Origin of the sequence: Burkholderia pseudomultivorans, assembly GCF_902499075.1 — a bacterium.
Lineage (GTDB): Bacteria > Pseudomonadota > Gammaproteobacteria > Burkholderiales > Burkholderiaceae > Burkholderia > Burkholderia pseudomultivorans.
The window spans coordinates 56,540-72,417 of record NZ_CABVPP010000002.1 but is presented as its reverse complement, the minus strand read 5'-3'; the positions used below and the strand labels follow the sequence as shown (position 1 = coordinate 72,417).

Sequence of the window (15,878 nt, the reverse complement as noted above, 5' to 3'; positions counted from 1 at the left end):
TCGCTGAGGGTTCAGAACAGGTGGTACATGCCGACCATCGCGCCGAACTGCGACGCGCCGGCCAGCGGGGTGGGGTCGTATTCGTAGACGGTCTGCGAGCTTTGGCCGCTGTTGCGCGCGTAGCCGAGGTTCACGTACGCGACGGTGCGTTTCGACAGTGCATAGGTGGTGCTCGCGATGAACAGCGTCGGATGGCCGATCGCCGGCGTGCGCGAGTCGGTGTGATAGACGCCCGCGTTCAGGCCGATGCCGTTCGACGTCAGATAGCGCGCGCCGCCCCAGACGATCGTGCGCGCCGCGTCGAGATCGCCGGTCAGGCGCTCGACGCCCGCGTAGACGGTGAGCGGCAGCGCGGCGAACGCATAGCGCGCGGCGAGCGTGCCGAGTTCGCGGCGGCGCGCGGATGTGTCGTCGGCCGCCGACACGTCGCCGTGCGACTGGTGCAGCACCGCACTGACGGACAGCCCGTTGCTCGCGTACTGGCCGCCGAGCTCGAGCACGCGGCCGGCGCGCGTGTTGCCGGCGACGCCGGCCGTCGCGGCGAGCGCCTCGACGTCGAAGCCGGCCAGCGTCGGCGACTGATATTTGATCGAGTGATCGATGAAGTTCGCGGACATCGGCACGATCACGCCCTGGCCGCTGTACGACGCGTACCACAGCGGGTCGTAGAACAGCGTCTTGTCGAACAGCACGCTGAACTGGCGGCCGAGCGTGACGGTGCCGACCGGTCCGGCGAGGCCGACGTACGCGCCGCGGAAGAACGCGTAGCCGGGTGCGGTCGCGGTGCCGTCGTTGAGATTGAGGCCCTGTTCGAGCTTGAACAGCGCGCGCCAGCCGCCGCCGAGGTCCTCGTTGCCTTTCAGGCCGATCTGCGACGGCAGGATGCCGTAGTTCTGCAGCTGCACGGCCGAGTGGCGCCCGTCGGCGTGCGTCAGGTATTGCACGCCGGCGTCGAGTGCGCCGTACAGCGTGAGGGTCGACTGCGCATGTGTGGCGGCGGCGCACGCGGCAAGCGTCGCGGCGGCGGCCGTGCGGATCAAGCGGGATTTCGTCACGTGGGGTTCTCCATACCGTCCTGCATCGACGTGTCGTTGTTGGTGTTGTCGCGACGCAGTGTCCGCAGCAGGAAAAACCGCGAACAGTCGTCCAGATGAACGCTGCGGAAAACCCGCAGTGCGCGGGACGAGCGCACCGGCACGACGCCGGTCGGCGTGCTGCGCTGCAGCAATGCGTCCCGCACCGTTCAAATGGATGGGGTTGCGGCCCGTTCCGGCGCAGCGGGCCGCCAAAAATGCCGGCCGCTATAATCGGCCGGTCTGCGTTGCGCGTATCAGCAGCCCGATCGGGCAGGGGAGCGGAAAGTGAGGATCACGACGGATATCGGGCAGGATTTCGATGCGTTGCGCGACGTGCCGGCAGCGATCGTGCTCGACGAATCCGCATGGCCGCCGCTGCCGTCCCGCCGCGCCGACTTCGACGGCGTCGCGCGCGGCGACGCATCGCGGCGCGAGCTGAGCCTGATGCTGCTCGATCTGTACGCGGTGGCCGCGCAGTCCGGCATCGGCGAGTTCGAATGCCGCTTCTTTGCGCTGCTGCAGGCCTTGATTCCGTTCGATGCCGCGTGGACCGGCGTCGCGACGCATCTGTCGACCGGCCCCGTGATGCACAACAGCTTCCTGTATCGTCTGCCGCATGCGTTCTTCGGCGACTGGAAGCGCGTGCGCGATTGCGATCCGCTCGCGCATCGCACGCTGCGCGGCGCGCATGGCCGCGCGGTGCGGCTGTCGGTCGTCGAGCCGGGGCTCGACGCGCGGTTTCGCGACTGGTGCGTGAAGTACGGGCTCGCGCAGCTGATGTGCGTGTGCACGCTCGATCGCCGTTTCGGCCTGACGACCTTCATGTCGATCTATCGTCAGGGCCTGAACCGGCCGTTCAGCGACGACGACGCGCAGCGCTTCGAGGAAGTGATCCCGCACCTGGCCGCCGCGCTGACGATCAACCGCGCGGCGCAGCTCACGCGCGAGCGCGCCGACACGTTGGCGCCCGCGGCGCGCGCGCTGTGCGACAACTTCGGCGTGCTGCATCACGCCGATCACGGCTTCGACGACGTGCTGCGCGCCGAATGGCCGGCGTGGACGGGCCCGCGCGTGCCGGAGCCGCTCGTCGCGCATCTGCGGCGCCAGTGCGCGCAGCCGTTTGTCGGCGACGCGCTGCGGATCCGCTGCGTGCCGGTCGCTGGCCTGTTCCAGCTCGAGGCGCGGCCGCGCTCGCTGCTCGACCGGCTGAGCCCGCGCGAGCTGGCGGCGATCCGCTACTACGGCGCGGGACGCTCGCACAAGGAGGTCGCGCAGCAGATGGCGATCTCGCCGACGACCGTGCGTCATTACCTGCGCTGCGCGTATCGCAAGCTCGGCATGCACGACAAGAGCCAGATCGCCGGCGTGCTCGGCGCGACGGGCGACGCGGCCAACGACGAACCGGCCGCGCTGGACCGTACGCCGGGCTGAGCGGCGCGAACGCGCAGCCTCGGCGCAGGGTCGGCATGCGCACGCACAAATGGTTGTATCCGCAACCATTGAGCGTTATGCTCGTCAACTTCCAGGAGACGGAAGGCGATCATGAACGACACGAATTCAGGGTCGATGCGCGCGGCGGTGGTGGGCGTCGGCGCGATCGGCGGATTGCTTGCGGCCGCGCTGTCGCGCGCCGGCATGAGCGTGAGCGCGTACGCGCGCGGCGCGACGCTCGATGCGCTGAATACGCACGGCGTCCGCGTGATCGACGAGACGGGCAGCTCGGCATCGGTCCCGGTGCATGCGAGCGACGACGCGGCCGCGCTCGGCGTGCAGGACTACGTGGTGATCGCGCTGAAGGCGCAGGCGCTGCCCGCGCTGGCTGCGCGCATCGCGCCGCTGGTCGGCCCCGACACGGTGATCGTTGCGGCGATGAACGGCCTGCCGTGGTGGTTTACATACGGGCTCGCGGGGCCGCTCGCCGGCGTGCCGCTCGAAGCGGTCGATCCGGGCGGTGCGGTGTCGGCGGCGCTGCCGCCCGCGCAGGCGATCGGTTGCGTCGTGCATCTGTCGTCGAGCACCGATGCGCCGGGCATCGTGCGGCGCGGACGCGGCAATCGGCTGATCGTCGGCGCGCCCGACGCGCGGCTCGACGCGCCCACCGCGCGGTTCGCGGCGGCGCTGGCCGCGGGCGGCTTCGACGTCGAGTCGACGCCCGCGATCCGCACCGAGATCTGGGCGAAGCTGTGGGGCAACATGAACATGAATCCGCTGAGCGCGTTGACCGGCTCGACCGCCGAGCAGCTGCTCGACGATCCGTTCACGCAGGATCTCGCGCTGCGGATGATGGAGGAGGCCGCGCAGATCGGTGCGAAGCTCGGGCTGTCGACCGGGATGAGCGGCCCCGAGCGGATCGCGGTGACGCGCAAGCTCGGTGCGTTCAAGACCTCGATGCTGCAGGATTTCGAAGCGGGGCGCCCGCTCGAGATCGGCCCGATCCTCGGCGTGTTTCCGGAACTGGGCCGCAAGCTCGGCGTGCCGACGCCGTATTGCGACGCGGTGCTGGGGTTGCTGCGCCAGCGCGCGGCCAACAGCGGGTTGTAGCGGCGAGAGCGGCGACGTTGCCGCGCCGCTGACTCGCGCGGGCGCGGCGTGGGAGTATCGATTGCCGACTGCTACAAGGCAGGCCGCCCGATTCGCCGTCAATGCGAATCGGGCGGCCTGGTCATTTCATCCGATCAATTTCCGCGTGCTGGCCGCGACAGATTCAGCTGTTGCCGTCATTCGCATGGCCGCGACGCAAACGTTTGGACCCTGCGCCGGAGCGAAGCGGCGCAACCTGCGCGCCGGTTCAGTCGTCCCGCTCGGTCGCGTGCGCGACGACCTTGTCGAGCAGCCGCTCGAACGTCTGACGTTCGCTGTCGGACAGGCACGCGAGCAGTCCGTCGTTCCACTTGCGCACGATCGGCATGATCTTGCGGTGCAGTGCGCGGCCGTCGGCGGTCAGCGCGATCAGCACGATCCGGCCGTCGTCCTCGCTGGCGCTGCGTTCGAGCAGACCCTGGCGCAGCAGCGCCTCGGCCGCGCGGCTTGCCTGGCTCTTGTCGAGGTTGGTGTGGCGCGCGAGATCCATGATCGAAAACGGACCGAATGCGCCGACGGCGGCGATCACGCGCGCCTCGGGCAGCGAGATGTCGAGCTTGTGCCGGTACACCTCGCCGATTCCGCGATCGGAGCGCTTCGTGAGCGCGTGGAGGCGATAGGTCAGAAACTGATCGAGCCCGGCTTGTCGGCCTTTCATGTCGAATCCTGAAGATAAAGGGCGGGCCCGATTGTTCCTGTATCGCGCGCTCGGGTCAACGGTCAGTGTGCGCCGTATTTCAGGCGCGTCAACTGTTCCGCTTCGTTGGCGAGCAGATTGGCCGCATCGCGGATCGCGACGTCGAGCGTGATCGGCCCGGGCGCCGGCGAGAAGCAGCCGGAAAAATGCTCGGACAGGCGCGGCAGCGCGGCCGGATCGACCGCACCGGACAGCAGCGACGCGGGCACGCCGGCGGCCTGCGCATGACGGCAGGCGATGAACGGCGCCTTGCCGTGCAGCGTCTGCACGTCCGAGCGCCCTTCGCCGGTGATCAGCCAGTCGGCGCCGGCGAGCGCCGCATCGAGCCCGATCTGCCGCGCGACGACTTCCGCGCCGGTCTCGAACTGCGCGCCGAGCATGTGCAGCGCGAAGCCGAGGCCGCCCGCGGCGCCGGCGCCCGGCAGCTCGCGCGCGCGGCGGTCGAGCGCGGCCTCGAGCAGATCGGCGAAGCGCCCGAGCGCCGCATCGAGGGTCGCGACCTGTTCGGGCGTCACGCCCTTTTGCGGACCGAACACGGCGGTCGCGCCGTGCGCGCCCGTCAGCGGGTTGTCGACGTCGGACATGCCGACGAATTCCGTTTCGGCCAGCCGCGGGTCGAGCGCCGACGCGTCGACCCGCGCGATGTCGGCGAGCCGCGCCGGCACCGGCTCGACCGGCTGGCCGGCCGCGTCGAAGCATTGCAGCCCGAGGCCCGCGAGCAGCCCGGCGCCGGCATCGTTGGTGCTGCTGCCGCCGAGCGCGACGAAGAAGCGGCGCACGCCTTCGTCGAGCAGCGCGCGGATCGCCTCGCCCATCCCGCGCGTGCTGCGCGCGTCGACGGGCACGCTCATCCCGACCGGGTCGGTGATGCCGACGACCTCGGCCGTCTCGACGATCGCGGTGCGCGCGTCGATCACGCCGACCGCCGCGTCGCGCGGCGCGAGCGACGCGCCGGCCACGCGCAGCGCACGCCGCGTGCCGCCGCCCGCGAGCATCGCGTCGAGCGTGCCTTCGCCGCCGTCGGCCATCGGGCAGCAGCGCACGACGGCATCGGGCCGCGCGCGGCGGATGCCGGCGGCGATCGCGTCCGCGACCTGCTCGGCGGAAAGCGAGCCTTTGAACGAATCGGGCGCGATGACGACGACAGGCGCGGACGGGTGTTGCGGCATGGTGTCTCCGGAATGCGTGATTGGTGTGAAGAATGAGCGCCGCCGCGGCGGCGCAGCTTGTCATTCGGAGCTTACAGGATGGCGGGCGCGGCTGGATATGGCGCGCGGCATAACGGCCATCCATGCGCGGCCCTGGATGCGCGCGGCGCAAAAGCGGGGGACGGATGCGGGCGGCAAAGCGGGCGGCGCGGCAATCCGCACGCAGGTCGCGCCGATCTGGCGGTGTGATGAAAATTGTTTGCTAGAATAGTCGATTCTTCCGGCCAAAGCCGTGCTCCGAGCCGCTTGCGCTAGCCATCCGGCGCGTGCAGGGATGGCGTGGCGCTCCGGCGCGGCGCGTGTGTATGACACACGGGGCGCCGCAGGCAGGCACGGCAAGGAAAACCCGATTCGCTCGAATAATTTTAGGACGATTGAAGCCATGGCTAACGTTGTTGAGAACCTCGGCAAGCTTGAACGCCGCGTGACGATTTCTTTGCCGAAAGAGACGGTGCAGAAGGAAATCGACGCCCGTATCCAGAAACTCGCGAAGAACGTGCGCATGCCGGGTTTCCGCCCGGGCAAGGTGCCGCTGAAGATGGTCGCGCAGCAATACGCGGGTCAGGTCGAGGCGGAAGTGCTGAGCGACAAGATCGGCCAGGAATTCTTCACGATCAGCCGCGCGGAAAACCTGCGCGTCGCCGGCCAGCCGAGCTTCGCACCGAAGCAGGACCAGGCCGAAGACGCATACGCGTTCGACGCGACCTTCGAGGTCTACCCGGAAGTGAAGATCGGCGATCTGGCGACGGCTGAAGTCGAGCGCTCGACGACGTCGATCGGCGACGCCGAAATCGACCGCACGCTCGACATCCTGCGCAAGCAGCGCGTGCACTTCCACGCACGCGGCGAAGGCGGCGAGCACGGCGACGGCGGCGCGGACACCTCGGCGCAGAACGGCGACCGCGTGACGGTCGACTTCGTCGGCAAGATCGACGACGTCGCGTTCCAGGGCGGCACGGCCGAAGACTTCCCGTTCGTGCTCGGCGAAGGCCGCATGCTGCCGGAATTCGAAAAGGCGGCGCTGGGCCTGAAGGCCGGCGAATCGCGCACGTTCGACCTGGCGTTCCCGGAGGACTATCACGGCAAGGACGTCGCGGGCAAGACGGCGCAGTTCACGGTCACGATGAAGAAGGTCGAGTGGCCGCACCTGCCGGAGATCGACGCCGAATTCGCGAAGTCGCTCGGCATCGAAGACGGCGATCTCGCGAAGATGCGCAGCGAGATCAAGGAAAACCTCGAGCGCGAAGCGAAGCGTCGCACGCAGTCGATCGTCAAGAACCAGGTGATGGACGCGCTGCTGAAGATCTCCGAGCTCGACGTGCCGAAGGCGCTGATCGAGCAGGACCAGCAGCGCCTCGTCGAAATGGCGCGTCAGGACCTCGCGCAGCGCGGCGTGCCGAACGCGAAGGACGCACCGATCCCGGCCGAAATGTTCACCGAGCAGGCCGAGCGCCGCGTGAAGCTGGGCCTCGTGCTGGCCGAGCTGGTCAAGGCGAACAACCTCGAAGCGAAGCCGGAACAGATCCGCGCGGAAGTCGACGAGTTCGCGAAGAGCTACGAAGACCCGAAGGAAGTGGTCCGCTGGTATTATTCGAACCAGCAGCGCCTCGCCGAGATGGAAGCGTTCGTCGTTGAAAGCAACGTCGTCGATTTCGTGCTGGGCAAGGCGAAGGTGACGGACAAGGAAGTGAGCTTCGAGGCACTCGCGAGCGCATCGGCGCAAGCGTAACTGTCGCTCTTGCGGCGTGCCGGCTGTCGGAGCGACGGCCCGCACGCCGTTTTTACGTCGAGCGCACGGTTGCCATTAATATGGCGATTGAGCGGGCGGCTTCCTCCGTTCAATTTTCCATTCGAACAAGGTTCATTGAATGATCACTCGCGCTGAATTGCTGGACATGCTTGCTTCGAATGCGCCGCAGGGTTTCGAGGCGCAAGCGCTGGGGCTCGTGCCGATCGTCGTCGAAACGAGCGGCCGCGGCGAGCGTTCGTACGACATCTATTCGCGTCTCCTGAAGGAGCGCCTGGTGTTCATGGTCGGCGAAGTCAACGACCAGACCGCCAACCTCGTCGTCGCGCAACTGCTGTTCCTGGAGAGCGAGAATCCCGACAAGGACATCAGCCTCTACATCAACAGCCCGGGCGGCTCGGTGTCGGCCGGCATGGCGATCTACGACACGATGCAGTTCATCAAGCCGGACGTGTCGACGCTGTGCATGGGCCTCGCGGCCAGCATGGGCGCGTTCCTGCTCGCGTCGGGCGCGAAGGGCAAGCGCTTCGCGCTGCCGAACTCGCGCGTGATGATTCACCAGCCGCTGGGCGGCGCGCGCGGCCAGGCGTCCGACATCGAGATCCAGGCGCGCGAAATCCTCTACCTGAAGGAGCGGCTCAACCACCTGCTCGCGCAACACACGGGGCAGGACGTCGAGCGCATCGCGCGCGACACCGACCGTGATAACTTCATGTCGAGCGAAGACGCGAAGGCGTACGGGCTGATCGACCAGGTGTTGCTGAAGCGTCCGTGAACTTAAGTGGGGTGCCGCCCCGATTCGGGTGGCACCTCGCGCAGAATCCGTTACGCCCCGAGCATCTGCGGCAAAGCGCATCCAGCCGGCTCCGGTCGCGTCCCAGGCGCGGTGTCCGGAGTATTCGGCGTATCATGTCATTTACCTGTCCGGAGGCTCTACATTCATGGCGGACAAAAAAGGTTCGAACAGCGAGAAGCTGTTGTATTGCTCGTTTTGCGGGAAGAGCCAGCATGAGGTGAAAAAACTCATCGCGGGCCCGTCGGTGTTCATCTGCGATGAATGTATCGACCTCTGCAACGAGATCATTCGCGACGAGGCGGCTGCCGCCGGCGTCGAGGCCAGCCTGTCCCGGTCGGATCTGCCGAGCCCGCAGGAAATTCGCGACATCCTCGATCAGTACGTGATCGGGCAGGAGCGCGCGAAGAAGATCCTCGCGGTGGCCGTGTACAACCACTACAAGCGCCTGAAGCATCTCGACAAGAAAGACGACGTCGAGCTGTCGAAGAGCAACATCCTGCTGATCGGCCCGACCGGTTCCGGCAAGACGCTGCTCGCGCAGACGCTCGCGCGGTTGCTCAACGTGCCGTTCGTGATCGCCGACGCGACGACGCTGACCGAAGCCGGCTACGTCGGCGAGGACGTCGAGAACATCATCCAGAAGCTGTTGCAGAACTGCAACTACGAGGTCGACAAGGCCCAGCGCGGGATCGTCTACATCGACGAAATCGACAAGATCAGCCGCAAGTCGGACAACCCGTCGATCACGCGCGACGTGTCGGGCGAGGGCGTCCAGCAGGCGCTGCTGAAGCTCGTCGAGGGCACGATGGCATCGGTGCCGCCGCAGGGCGGCCGCAAGCACCCGAACCAGGATTTCATCCAGGTCGACACGACCAACATCCTGTTCATCTGCGGCGGTGCGTTCGACGGTCTCGAGAAAGTGATCACCGACCGTACCGAAAAGACCGGCATCGGCTTCGGCGCGACGGTCAAGAGCAAGCAGGAGCGCGACGCGGGCGAAGTGCTGCGCGAAACGGAGCCGGAAGACCTGATCAAATTCGGTCTGATCCCCGAATTGATCGGCCGCCTGCCGGTCGTCGCGACGCTCGGCAAGCTCGACGAGGCCGCGCTGATGAAGATCCTGGTCGAGCCGAAGAACGCGCTCGTCAAGCAGTATCACAAGCTGTTCGCGATGGAGCGCGTCGAGCTGGAGATCCGGCCGGGCGCGTTGCAGGCAGTCGCCCGCAAGGCGATCCGCCGCAAGACCGGCGCGCGCGGCTTGCGTTCGATCATCGAACAGGCATTGCTCGACGTGATGTACGAGCTGCCGACGATGAAAGGGGTCAGCAAGGTCATCATCGACGAGAATGTCATCGATGGCGACGGCAAGCCTCTGCTGATCTACGAGGACACGCCGAAGGTGGCGGGTTCGAACTGACCGGCTTGCCGACGATGTTCAGCGAAAAAGGCCGTTCATGAGACCGTGGGCGGCTTTTTTTCGTTTATCTTGTGGGTAACTCTGACTCGACACGCGGTGGTTACTTTCTTACCGAATATTTCCCGCACTTGAAGGCTTGCAATTCGTTGTGGCGGCCTCAATTACCGAACAATTGATTCCACTCATGGGGAAATGAAATGTCAGGCACCCAACTTCTCCCGCCGGAACGCATCACGCTCCCGCTGCTGCCGCTGCGGGACGTCGTCGTTTTCCCGCACATGGTGATTCCGCTCTTCGTGGGCCGGCCGAAATCGATCAAGGCCCTCGAAGCAGCGATGGAAGGCGGCAAGCACATCATGCTGGTCGCCCAGAAAACCGCGGCCAAGGACGAACCGACCGAAAAGGACATGTACGAGGTCGGTTGTATCGCCAACATCCTGCAGATGCTGAAGCTGCCGGACGGCACCGTGAAGGTGCTCGTCGAGGGCCTGCAGCGCGCGAAGGCGTTGTCGATCGAAGAGCAGGAGACGCAGTTCTCCAGCGAAGTGATGCCGCTCGAGCCCGATCACGCGGACAGCGCCGAAACGGAAGCGCTGCGTCGCGCGATCGTGTCGCAGTTCGACCAGTACGTGAAGCTGAACAAGAAGATCCCGCCGGAGATTCTCACGTCGCTGTCGGGCATCGATGAAGCGGGCCGTCTCGCCGACATGATCGCCGAGCGCCTGCCGCTGAAGCTCGACCAGAAGCAGCACATCCTCGAGATGTTCCCGGTCATCGAGCGTCTCGAGCACCTGCTCGCGCAGCTCGAAGCCGAGATCGACATCCTGCAGGTCGAAAAGCGCATCCGCGGGCGCGTGAAGCGCCAGATGGAAAAGAGCCAGCGCGAGTACTACCTGAACGAGCAGGTCAAGGCGATCCAGAAGGAACTGGGCGAAGGCGAGGAAGGCGCGGATCTCGAGGAACTCGAGAAGCGCATCAACGCCGCGCGCATGCCGAAGGAAGCCAAGAAGAAGGCTGACGCCGAGCTGAAGAAGCTGAAGCTGATGTCGCCGATGTCCGCGGAAGCGACCGTCGTGCGCAACTACATCGACACGCTGATCGGCCTGCCGTGGCGCAAGAAGAGCAAGGTCAACAACGACCTGTCGAACGCCGAGCAGGTGCTCGACGAGGATCACTACGGCCTCGAGAAGGTCAAGGAACGGATCCTCGAGTATCTCGCGGTGCAACAGCGCGTCGACAAGGTCAAGGCGCCGATCCTGTGCCTCGTCGGGCCTCCGGGCGTCGGCAAGACCTCGCTCGGCCAGTCGATCGCCCGTGCGACGAACCGCAAGTTCGTGCGGATGGCGCTCGGCGGCGTGCGTGACGAAGCCGAGATCCGCGGCCACCGCCGCACGTATATCGGCTCGATGCCGGGCAAGATCCTGCAAAGCCTCGCGAAGGTCGGCGTGCGCAATCCGCTCTTCCTGCTCGACGAAGTCGACAAGATGGGGATGGATTTCCGCGGCGATCCGTCGTCGGCGCTGCTCGAAGTGCTCGATCCGGAACAGAACCACACGTTTGCCGACCACTACATCGAAGTCGACTTCGATCTGTCGGACGTGATGTTCGTCGCGACGTCGAACTCGCTGAACATCCCGCCGCCGCTGCTCGACCGGATGGAAGTGATTCGTCTGTCGGGCTACACGGAAGACGAGAAGGTCAGCATCGCGCAGCGTTACCTGCTGCCGAAGCAGAAGAAGAACAACGGCCTGAAGGACGGCGAGATCGAGGTCACCGAGCAGGCGATCCGCGACATCATCCGCTACTACACGCGCGAAGCCGGTGTGCGTTCGCTCGAGCGGGAAGTGTCGAAGATCTGCCGCAAGGTCGTGAAGATGCTGCTGCTGAAGAAGGCATCGGGCGCGATCAAGGTCGATGGTGAAAACCTCGATACGTTCCTCGGCGTGCGCAAGTACGACTTCGGCCTCGCGGCGAAGGAAAACCAGGTCGGTCAGGTGACGGGCCTCGCGTGGACGGAAGTCGGCGGCGACCTGCTGACGATCGAGGCCGCAGTGATGCCGGGCAAGGGCAACGTGATTCGCACCGGTTCGCTCGGCGACGTGATGAAGGAGTCGGTCGAGGCGGCGCGTTCGGTCGTGCGTTCGCGTTCGCGACGTCTGGGCATCAAGGACGAAGCGTTCGAGAAGCAGGACATTCACATCCACGTGCCGGAAGGTGCGACGCCGAAGGACGGTCCGTCCGCCGGCGGCGCGATGACGACCGCGCTGGTGTCGGTGCTGACCGGTATCCCGGTGCGTGCCGACGTCGCGATGACGGGCGAAATCACGCTGCGTGGCGAAGTGCTGCCGATCGGCGGGCTGAAGGAGAAGCTGCTCGCGGCGCATCGCGGCGGCATCAAGCTGGTGCTGATCCCGGAAGAGAACGTGAAGGATCTCGCCGAGATTCCGGACAACGTGAAGAACGCGATCGAGATCGTGCCGGTCCGCTGGATCGACAAGGTGCTGGAGCTCGCGCTCGAACGTTCGCCGACGCCGCTGCCGCCGGAAGAAGAGGCGAAGGCTGCGGCACCGGTTGCCGATGCGGCGAAGGATGCCGGCTCGACGGAAGTCGTCAAGCACTGAACCCGAACGCCGTTCTGACGGTGGTTCACGAAAACCCGCGGCATGTGTCGCGGGTTTTTTTATCGGCGTCGTCGGGATCGTGCGCGTAGGCTTGTGAAAAAAATCGTGCTCGGGGCTAGTAAAGTATTCGGGGATGAATTAGAATCGCAGGCTCGCTGGTTGTTGATGCGGAAACGCAGATCGCAGCCAGATCGAATCGGAAACGGGTGCTTAGCTCAGCTGGTAGAGCGGCGCCCTTACAAGGCGTAGGTCGGGGGTTCGATCCCCTCAGCACCCACCAGTTTCGCGATTCGGCAAGACCAAGGAGCGGTAGTTCAGTCGGTTAGAATACCGGCCTGTCACGCCGGGGGTCGCGGGTTCGAGTCCCGTCCGCTCCGCCAAACAAATGAAGAAGCCCGCCTCGTGCGGGCTTTTTCATTTGTGTTTCCGGCTGCGCCCGCTTGCGGGCGCGTGACCGCGGAGCGGAGGAAGCCGCCTGCGCGGCGCTAGTCGAAGAGCGTGATCTTGGTAGGCGTTGCGTTGGCGATTGTATTCAGGATCGCGAATTGATTGGGCGCAGCCATCCCCGATACGGTTCCGGCCCAACTGGCACGCCGCAGGCAGCCTACGCTGATGCCTGTCGGGTATGAATGCAGATCGCGTCGGTATTGGACGGCCGCACCGCTTTACTTTAACTTTCGATGAGTCGTGCGCGGGCGGCGTTATCCGGCCGCGCGCGACTTCGTATATTGCGTCGTCGCCTCGGCAAGCCGCGCAAACGACATGAACCCCGACCCAATCATACGGACAATGATTAGGTCTGCTTTTCATGTGTGCGCAATATCCGAAAGAAACAGAACAATTTCAACATGGAGTGGAGACCGATGAAGCTTGCGAAGTGGATGGTTGGCGGACTGGGCTTGCTGAGCGTGCCCGCGTTCGCGCAAAGCAGTGTGGCGTTGTACGGCGTGATCGACACGGGTATCGAGTATGTGACGCACGCGAATGCGGCAGGCGACAGGCTGGTCCGCATGCCGGGCATCACCGGCGAAGTGCCGTCGCGCTGGGGATTGCGCGGCAGCGAGGATCTCGGCGGCGGATTGAAGACGGTGTTTCAGCTCGAAAGCGGCTTCAATCCGCGCGGCGGCGACCTCGGGCAGGGCGGCAGGCTGTTCGGCCGTCAGGCATGGGTCGGGCTGCAAGGACCGTGGGGCAAGCTGTCGTTCGGGCGCCAGTACTCGATGACGTTCTGGGGGCTCACGGAGTCGGACATCCTGGGCCCGGACATCTATGGCAGCGCATCGCTCGATGCGTATATTCCGAATGCCCGCAGCGACAATGCGATCGCGTACATGGGCACCTTTCGCGGCTTGACGCTCGGCGCGATGTATTCGTTCGGCCGGGATTCCGCGGGCACCGGCAATTCGCCCGGGCAGGGCACCTGCGCGGGTTCGGTCGCGGGGCATTTCACGCAGTGCCGCCAGTGGAGCGCGATGATCAAGTACGACACGCAGGCATTCGGCGTGTCGGCCGCTTACGACGAACAGCGCGGCGGCGCGGGCGCGGCCGCGAACTTTTTCAACGGTGTCACGCCGTTCGCGCTGACCAACGAGGGCGACAAGGACATCCGCATGCAGGTCAGCGGGTACGGGAATATCGGGCCGGTCAAGCTGGGCGCCGGCTGGGTCGGACGTCATGTCGAGACGGTGTCGCCGACGGTGCCCGATGTGCGGTCGAACCTGTTCTTCGTGGGCGCGGCGTATCAAATCACGCCAGCCGCCGTGCTCGACGGCGAGGCCTTCCGGATCGTCAATCGCGAGCAGAACACGCGCGCGACGATGACGACGCTGCGCGGCACCTATTTCCTGTCGAAGGCCACCGCCGTGTATCTGCAGGGCTCGTATTTGTGGAACAGCGCCCAGGCCCGTTACAGCCTGAGTTCCGGCGGTGGCGGCACGACTCCCGCCGCAGGCGTCGGTCAACTCGGCGTGATGGCGGGCATCCGGCACATGTTCTGAACGCGATGCGGGACGGGTGCGGGCTCGCGTTCTGCCGGGAGGCCCGGGTGCGTCGACAGTAGCGAAACGGCGATCCGGCGAAGCCGGCGCAGCCCCGCACGAGCGTGACGGAGGCACATAAAAACAAGCAGCAGACAACTGGACGCGTGCCGGATCGTCGCATTCGGCACGAGGACCTCAGGTTAAAGGAGACCCCAATGCGAAATATCGACGTATGCAAATTGTCCGACGACGCGCGGTTTGGCCGCTTTCATGCCGGCATCCTGTTCTGGTGCGCGCTGATCATCATCTTCGACGGCTATGACCTCGCGGTGGTCGGCATCGCGCTGCCTTCGATCATGGCCGAGATGAAGGTCGGTCCGACCGGCGCGGGGCTGATGGTCAGCTCGGCGCTGTTCGGGATGATGCTGGGCGCCGTGTTTCTGGGCACGATCGCCGATCGCATCGGCCGCGTGCGCGCGATCGTGATCTGCATCCTGCTGTTCAGTATTTTTACCGCGGCGGCGGGCGTCGCCCACGAGCCTGTCACATTCTGCATTGCGCGCTTTCTGGCCGGCCTCGGCATCGGCGGGGTGATGCCCAACGTCGTCGCGCAGATGACCGAATTCTCGCCGCGGCGGATCCGCAGCACGCTGGTCACGCTGATGTTCAGCGGCTACTCGGTCGGCGGCATGCTGGCCGCGCTGGTCGGCAAGGCGATGATTGTCCGCTACGGCTGGCAGTCGGTATTCATCGCGGCGGGTCTGCCGGTGCTGCTCGTGCCCGCGATTCTCGCCTATATGCCGGAGTCGATGAGCTTCCTGATCCGCAAGGGGCGCACCGATACCGTCCGGCACGTGCTGTCGCGCATCGAGCCCGGCTATCGGCCGCAGGACGGTGACAGCTTCTCGATCGCGGGCCAGGAGAAGGGCGGCGCGCCGGGCATTCGAAGCCTGTTTGCCGACGGACGCGGCTTCAGCACGGTAATGCTGTGGGTCGCCTTTTTCATGTGCCTGTTCATGGTCTATGCGCTGAGTTCGTGGCTGACGAAGCTGATGGCCAGCGCGGGCTACAGCCTCGGTTCGGCATTGACCTTCGTGCTGGTGCTGAATTTCGGCGCGATGATCGGCGCGATCAGCGGCGGCTGGCTGGCCGATCGCTTCAACATGAAGCACGTGCTGGTCGCGATGTATGCGCTCGCGGCCGTGTCGATCAGCCTGCTGGGCGTGAAGGTGCCCGAGCCCGTGCTGTTCGTGCTGGTCGGCCTCGCCGGCGCATCGACGATCGGCACGCAGATCGTCACCTACGCGTTCGCCGGGCAGTTCTATCCGATGGCCGCCAAATCCACCGGGATCGGCTGGGCGTCCGGCGTCGGGCGCAGCGGGGCCATTCTTGCGCCGATCGTGATCGGCTTCCTGGTCAGCCAGGCGCTGCCGCTTCAGCAGAATTTCCTGGCGATCGCGGTGCCGGGCCTGATCGCGATGGTCGCCGTCGGCCTGATGCGTCCGCTCAAGCCGGTGCACGCGCAACGAAGCGTCGAAGCGGTGGAGGCCGATCCCGCGTAAGGCGGTTGTCGGGCGGGGCCGCGCGTCGATGCCGTTGCGGCGGGCGGCCCGCCTGCGAAGCGTTTCCGCCGTACCCGGGGGAAAAGGGACATATGCCCGCGAGCCGGTCCGCCACGCGCGGATCCCGGCGCGCGGACGGGGCGCCGGGTCGATCCGGCGGGGCCCGCCATCGGCGCGCCGCCCTGCCGGTTCGCC

Annotated in this window: 13 protein-coding genes and 2 tRNA genes; 11 read left to right on the top strand and 4 right to left on the bottom strand. The window is 66.0% G+C overall.

Translation table 11 applies throughout. The annotated features are described in order from the left end of the window. Positions 1-11: 11 nt before the first annotated feature. Both BST28156_RS02640 and BST28156_RS02635 read right to left on the bottom strand, forming a co-directional pair. Positions 12-1,055 (bottom strand): porin, encoded by a 1,044-nt coding sequence (locus BST28156_RS02640; protein ID WP_174901403.1) that lies wholly within the window; start codon positions 1,053-1,055, stop codon positions 12-14. After that, entirely contained in the window at positions 1,052-1,228 is a 177-nt protein-coding gene (locus tag BST28156_RS02635) for a hypothetical protein (RefSeq protein WP_174901402.1), read from the bottom strand. The genes BST28156_RS02640 and BST28156_RS02635 overlap by 4 nt, the downstream gene beginning before the upstream one ends. 133 nt (positions 1,229-1,361) lie before the next feature. Between BST28156_RS02635 and BST28156_RS02630 the strand changes: the two genes are divergently transcribed. Together BST28156_RS02630 and BST28156_RS02625 are read left to right on the top strand one after the other, a co-directional pair. Continuing rightward, positions 1,362-2,507, top strand: a complete 1,146-nt coding sequence (locus BST28156_RS02630) for a helix-turn-helix transcriptional regulator (RefSeq protein ID WP_060239624.1) — start codon at positions 1,362-1,364, stop codon at positions 2,505-2,507. Positions 2,508-2,618: 111 nt separating this feature from the next. Continuing rightward, on the top strand, positions 2,619-3,617 hold the full coding sequence (locus BST28156_RS02625) for a 2-dehydropantoate 2-reductase (RefSeq protein ID WP_174901401.1): 999 nt from the start codon (positions 2,619-2,621) through the stop codon (positions 3,615-3,617). Positions 3,618-3,864: 247 nt separating this feature from the next. Here BST28156_RS02625 and BST28156_RS02620 read toward each other — a convergent pair whose 3' ends face one another. Both BST28156_RS02620 and BST28156_RS02615 read right to left on the bottom strand, forming a co-directional pair. Further along, on the bottom strand, positions 3,865-4,314 hold the full coding sequence (locus BST28156_RS02620; RefSeq protein WP_060239617.1) for a MarR family winged helix-turn-helix transcriptional regulator: 450 nt from the start codon (positions 4,312-4,314) through the stop codon (positions 3,865-3,867). A 62-nt stretch (positions 4,315-4,376) separates the two neighbouring features. Continuing rightward, positions 4,377-5,522, bottom strand: coding sequence for a glycerate kinase (locus BST28156_RS02615; RefSeq protein WP_174901400.1), 1,146 nt, complete (start codon positions 5,520-5,522; stop codon positions 4,377-4,379). On the opposite strand from BST28156_RS02615, the gene BST28156_RS02610 reads away from it, so the two are divergent. The 9 genes from BST28156_RS02610 to BST28156_RS02570 all read left to right on the top strand — a co-directional run bounded on the left by BST28156_RS02610 (position 5,521) and on the right by BST28156_RS02570 (position 15,683). Beyond that, positions 5,521-5,772, top strand: a complete 252-nt coding sequence (locus BST28156_RS02610; RefSeq protein WP_174901399.1) for a hypothetical protein — start codon at positions 5,521-5,523, stop codon at positions 5,770-5,772. The two genes, BST28156_RS02615 and BST28156_RS02610, sit on opposite strands and share 2 nt — an antisense overlap. 171 nt (positions 5,773-5,943) lie before the next feature. Beyond that, the gene (gene tig, locus BST28156_RS02605; protein WP_060239612.1) at positions 5,944-7,290 is read left to right on the top strand and encodes a trigger factor; all 1,347 of its coding nucleotides are present in this window, start codon (positions 5,944-5,946) and stop codon (positions 7,288-7,290) included. Positions 7,291-7,429: 139 nt separating this feature from the next. After that, complete coding sequence (clpP, locus tag BST28156_RS02600) at positions 7,430-8,083, top strand: ATP-dependent Clp endopeptidase proteolytic subunit ClpP (protein ID WP_006408392.1); 654 nt, start codon at positions 7,430-7,432, stop codon at positions 8,081-8,083. A gap of 166 nt (positions 8,084-8,249) precedes the next feature. After that, entirely contained in the window at positions 8,250-9,521 is a 1,272-nt protein-coding gene (gene clpX / locus BST28156_RS02595; RefSeq protein ID WP_006489345.1) for an ATP-dependent Clp protease ATP-binding subunit ClpX, read from the top strand. A 197-nt stretch (positions 9,522-9,718) separates the two neighbouring features. Further along, positions 9,719-12,142 carry an endopeptidase La gene (gene lon, locus BST28156_RS02590; protein WP_174901398.1) on the top strand — a complete coding sequence of 808 codons (2,424 nt, stop codon included), beginning with the start codon at positions 9,719-9,721 and terminating at the stop codon, positions 12,140-12,142. A gap of 204 nt (positions 12,143-12,346) precedes the next feature. Next, positions 12,347-12,422 (top strand) — tRNA-Val (locus BST28156_RS02585). Between the two features lie 23 nt (positions 12,423-12,445). After that, positions 12,446-12,522: transfer RNA gene (locus BST28156_RS02580), tRNA-Asp, on the top strand. Positions 12,523-13,005: 483 nt separating this feature from the next. Then, entirely contained in the window at positions 13,006-14,139 is a 1,134-nt protein-coding gene (locus BST28156_RS02575; RefSeq protein ID WP_060239610.1) for a porin, read from the top strand. A gap of 197 nt (positions 14,140-14,336) precedes the next feature. Then, positions 14,337-15,683: an MFS transporter gene (locus BST28156_RS02570; protein WP_174901397.1), complete on the top strand. Its 1,347-nt coding sequence runs from the start codon at positions 14,337-14,339 to the stop codon at positions 15,681-15,683. The last annotated feature ends 195 nt before the right edge of the window (positions 15,684-15,878 follow it).

What these genes read in the sequence shown, in the direction of transcription:
- BST28156_RS02625 (WP_174901401.1), top strand. Translation starts at nt 2,619, where the DNA reads ATGAACGACACGAATTCAGGGTCGATGCGCGCGGCGGTGGTGGGCGTC.
- BST28156_RS02620 (WP_060239617.1), bottom strand. Translation starts at nt 4,314, where the DNA reads ATGAAAGGCCGACAAGCCGGGCTCGATCAGTTTCTGACCTATCGCCTC.
- BST28156_RS02610 (WP_174901399.1), top strand. Translation starts at nt 5,521, where the DNA reads ATGGTGTCTCCGGAATGCGTGATTGGTGTGAAGAATGAGCGCCGCCGC.
- BST28156_RS02615 (WP_174901400.1), bottom strand. Translation starts at nt 5,522, where the DNA reads ATGCCGCAACACCCGTCCGCGCCTGTCGTCGTCATCGCGCCCGATTCG.
- tig (WP_060239612.1), top strand. Translation starts at nt 5,944, where the DNA reads ATGGCTAACGTTGTTGAGAACCTCGGCAAGCTTGAACGCCGCGTGACG.
- clpP (WP_006408392.1), top strand. Translation starts at nt 7,430, where the DNA reads ATGATCACTCGCGCTGAATTGCTGGACATGCTTGCTTCGAATGCGCCG.
- clpX (WP_006489345.1), top strand. Translation starts at nt 8,250, where the DNA reads ATGGCGGACAAAAAAGGTTCGAACAGCGAGAAGCTGTTGTATTGCTCG.
- lon (WP_174901398.1), top strand. Translation starts at nt 9,719, where the DNA reads ATGTCAGGCACCCAACTTCTCCCGCCGGAACGCATCACGCTCCCGCTG.
- BST28156_RS02575 (WP_060239610.1), top strand. Translation starts at nt 13,006, where the DNA reads ATGAAGCTTGCGAAGTGGATGGTTGGCGGACTGGGCTTGCTGAGCGTG.
- BST28156_RS02570 (WP_174901397.1), top strand. Translation starts at nt 14,337, where the DNA reads ATGCGAAATATCGACGTATGCAAATTGTCCGACGACGCGCGGTTTGGC.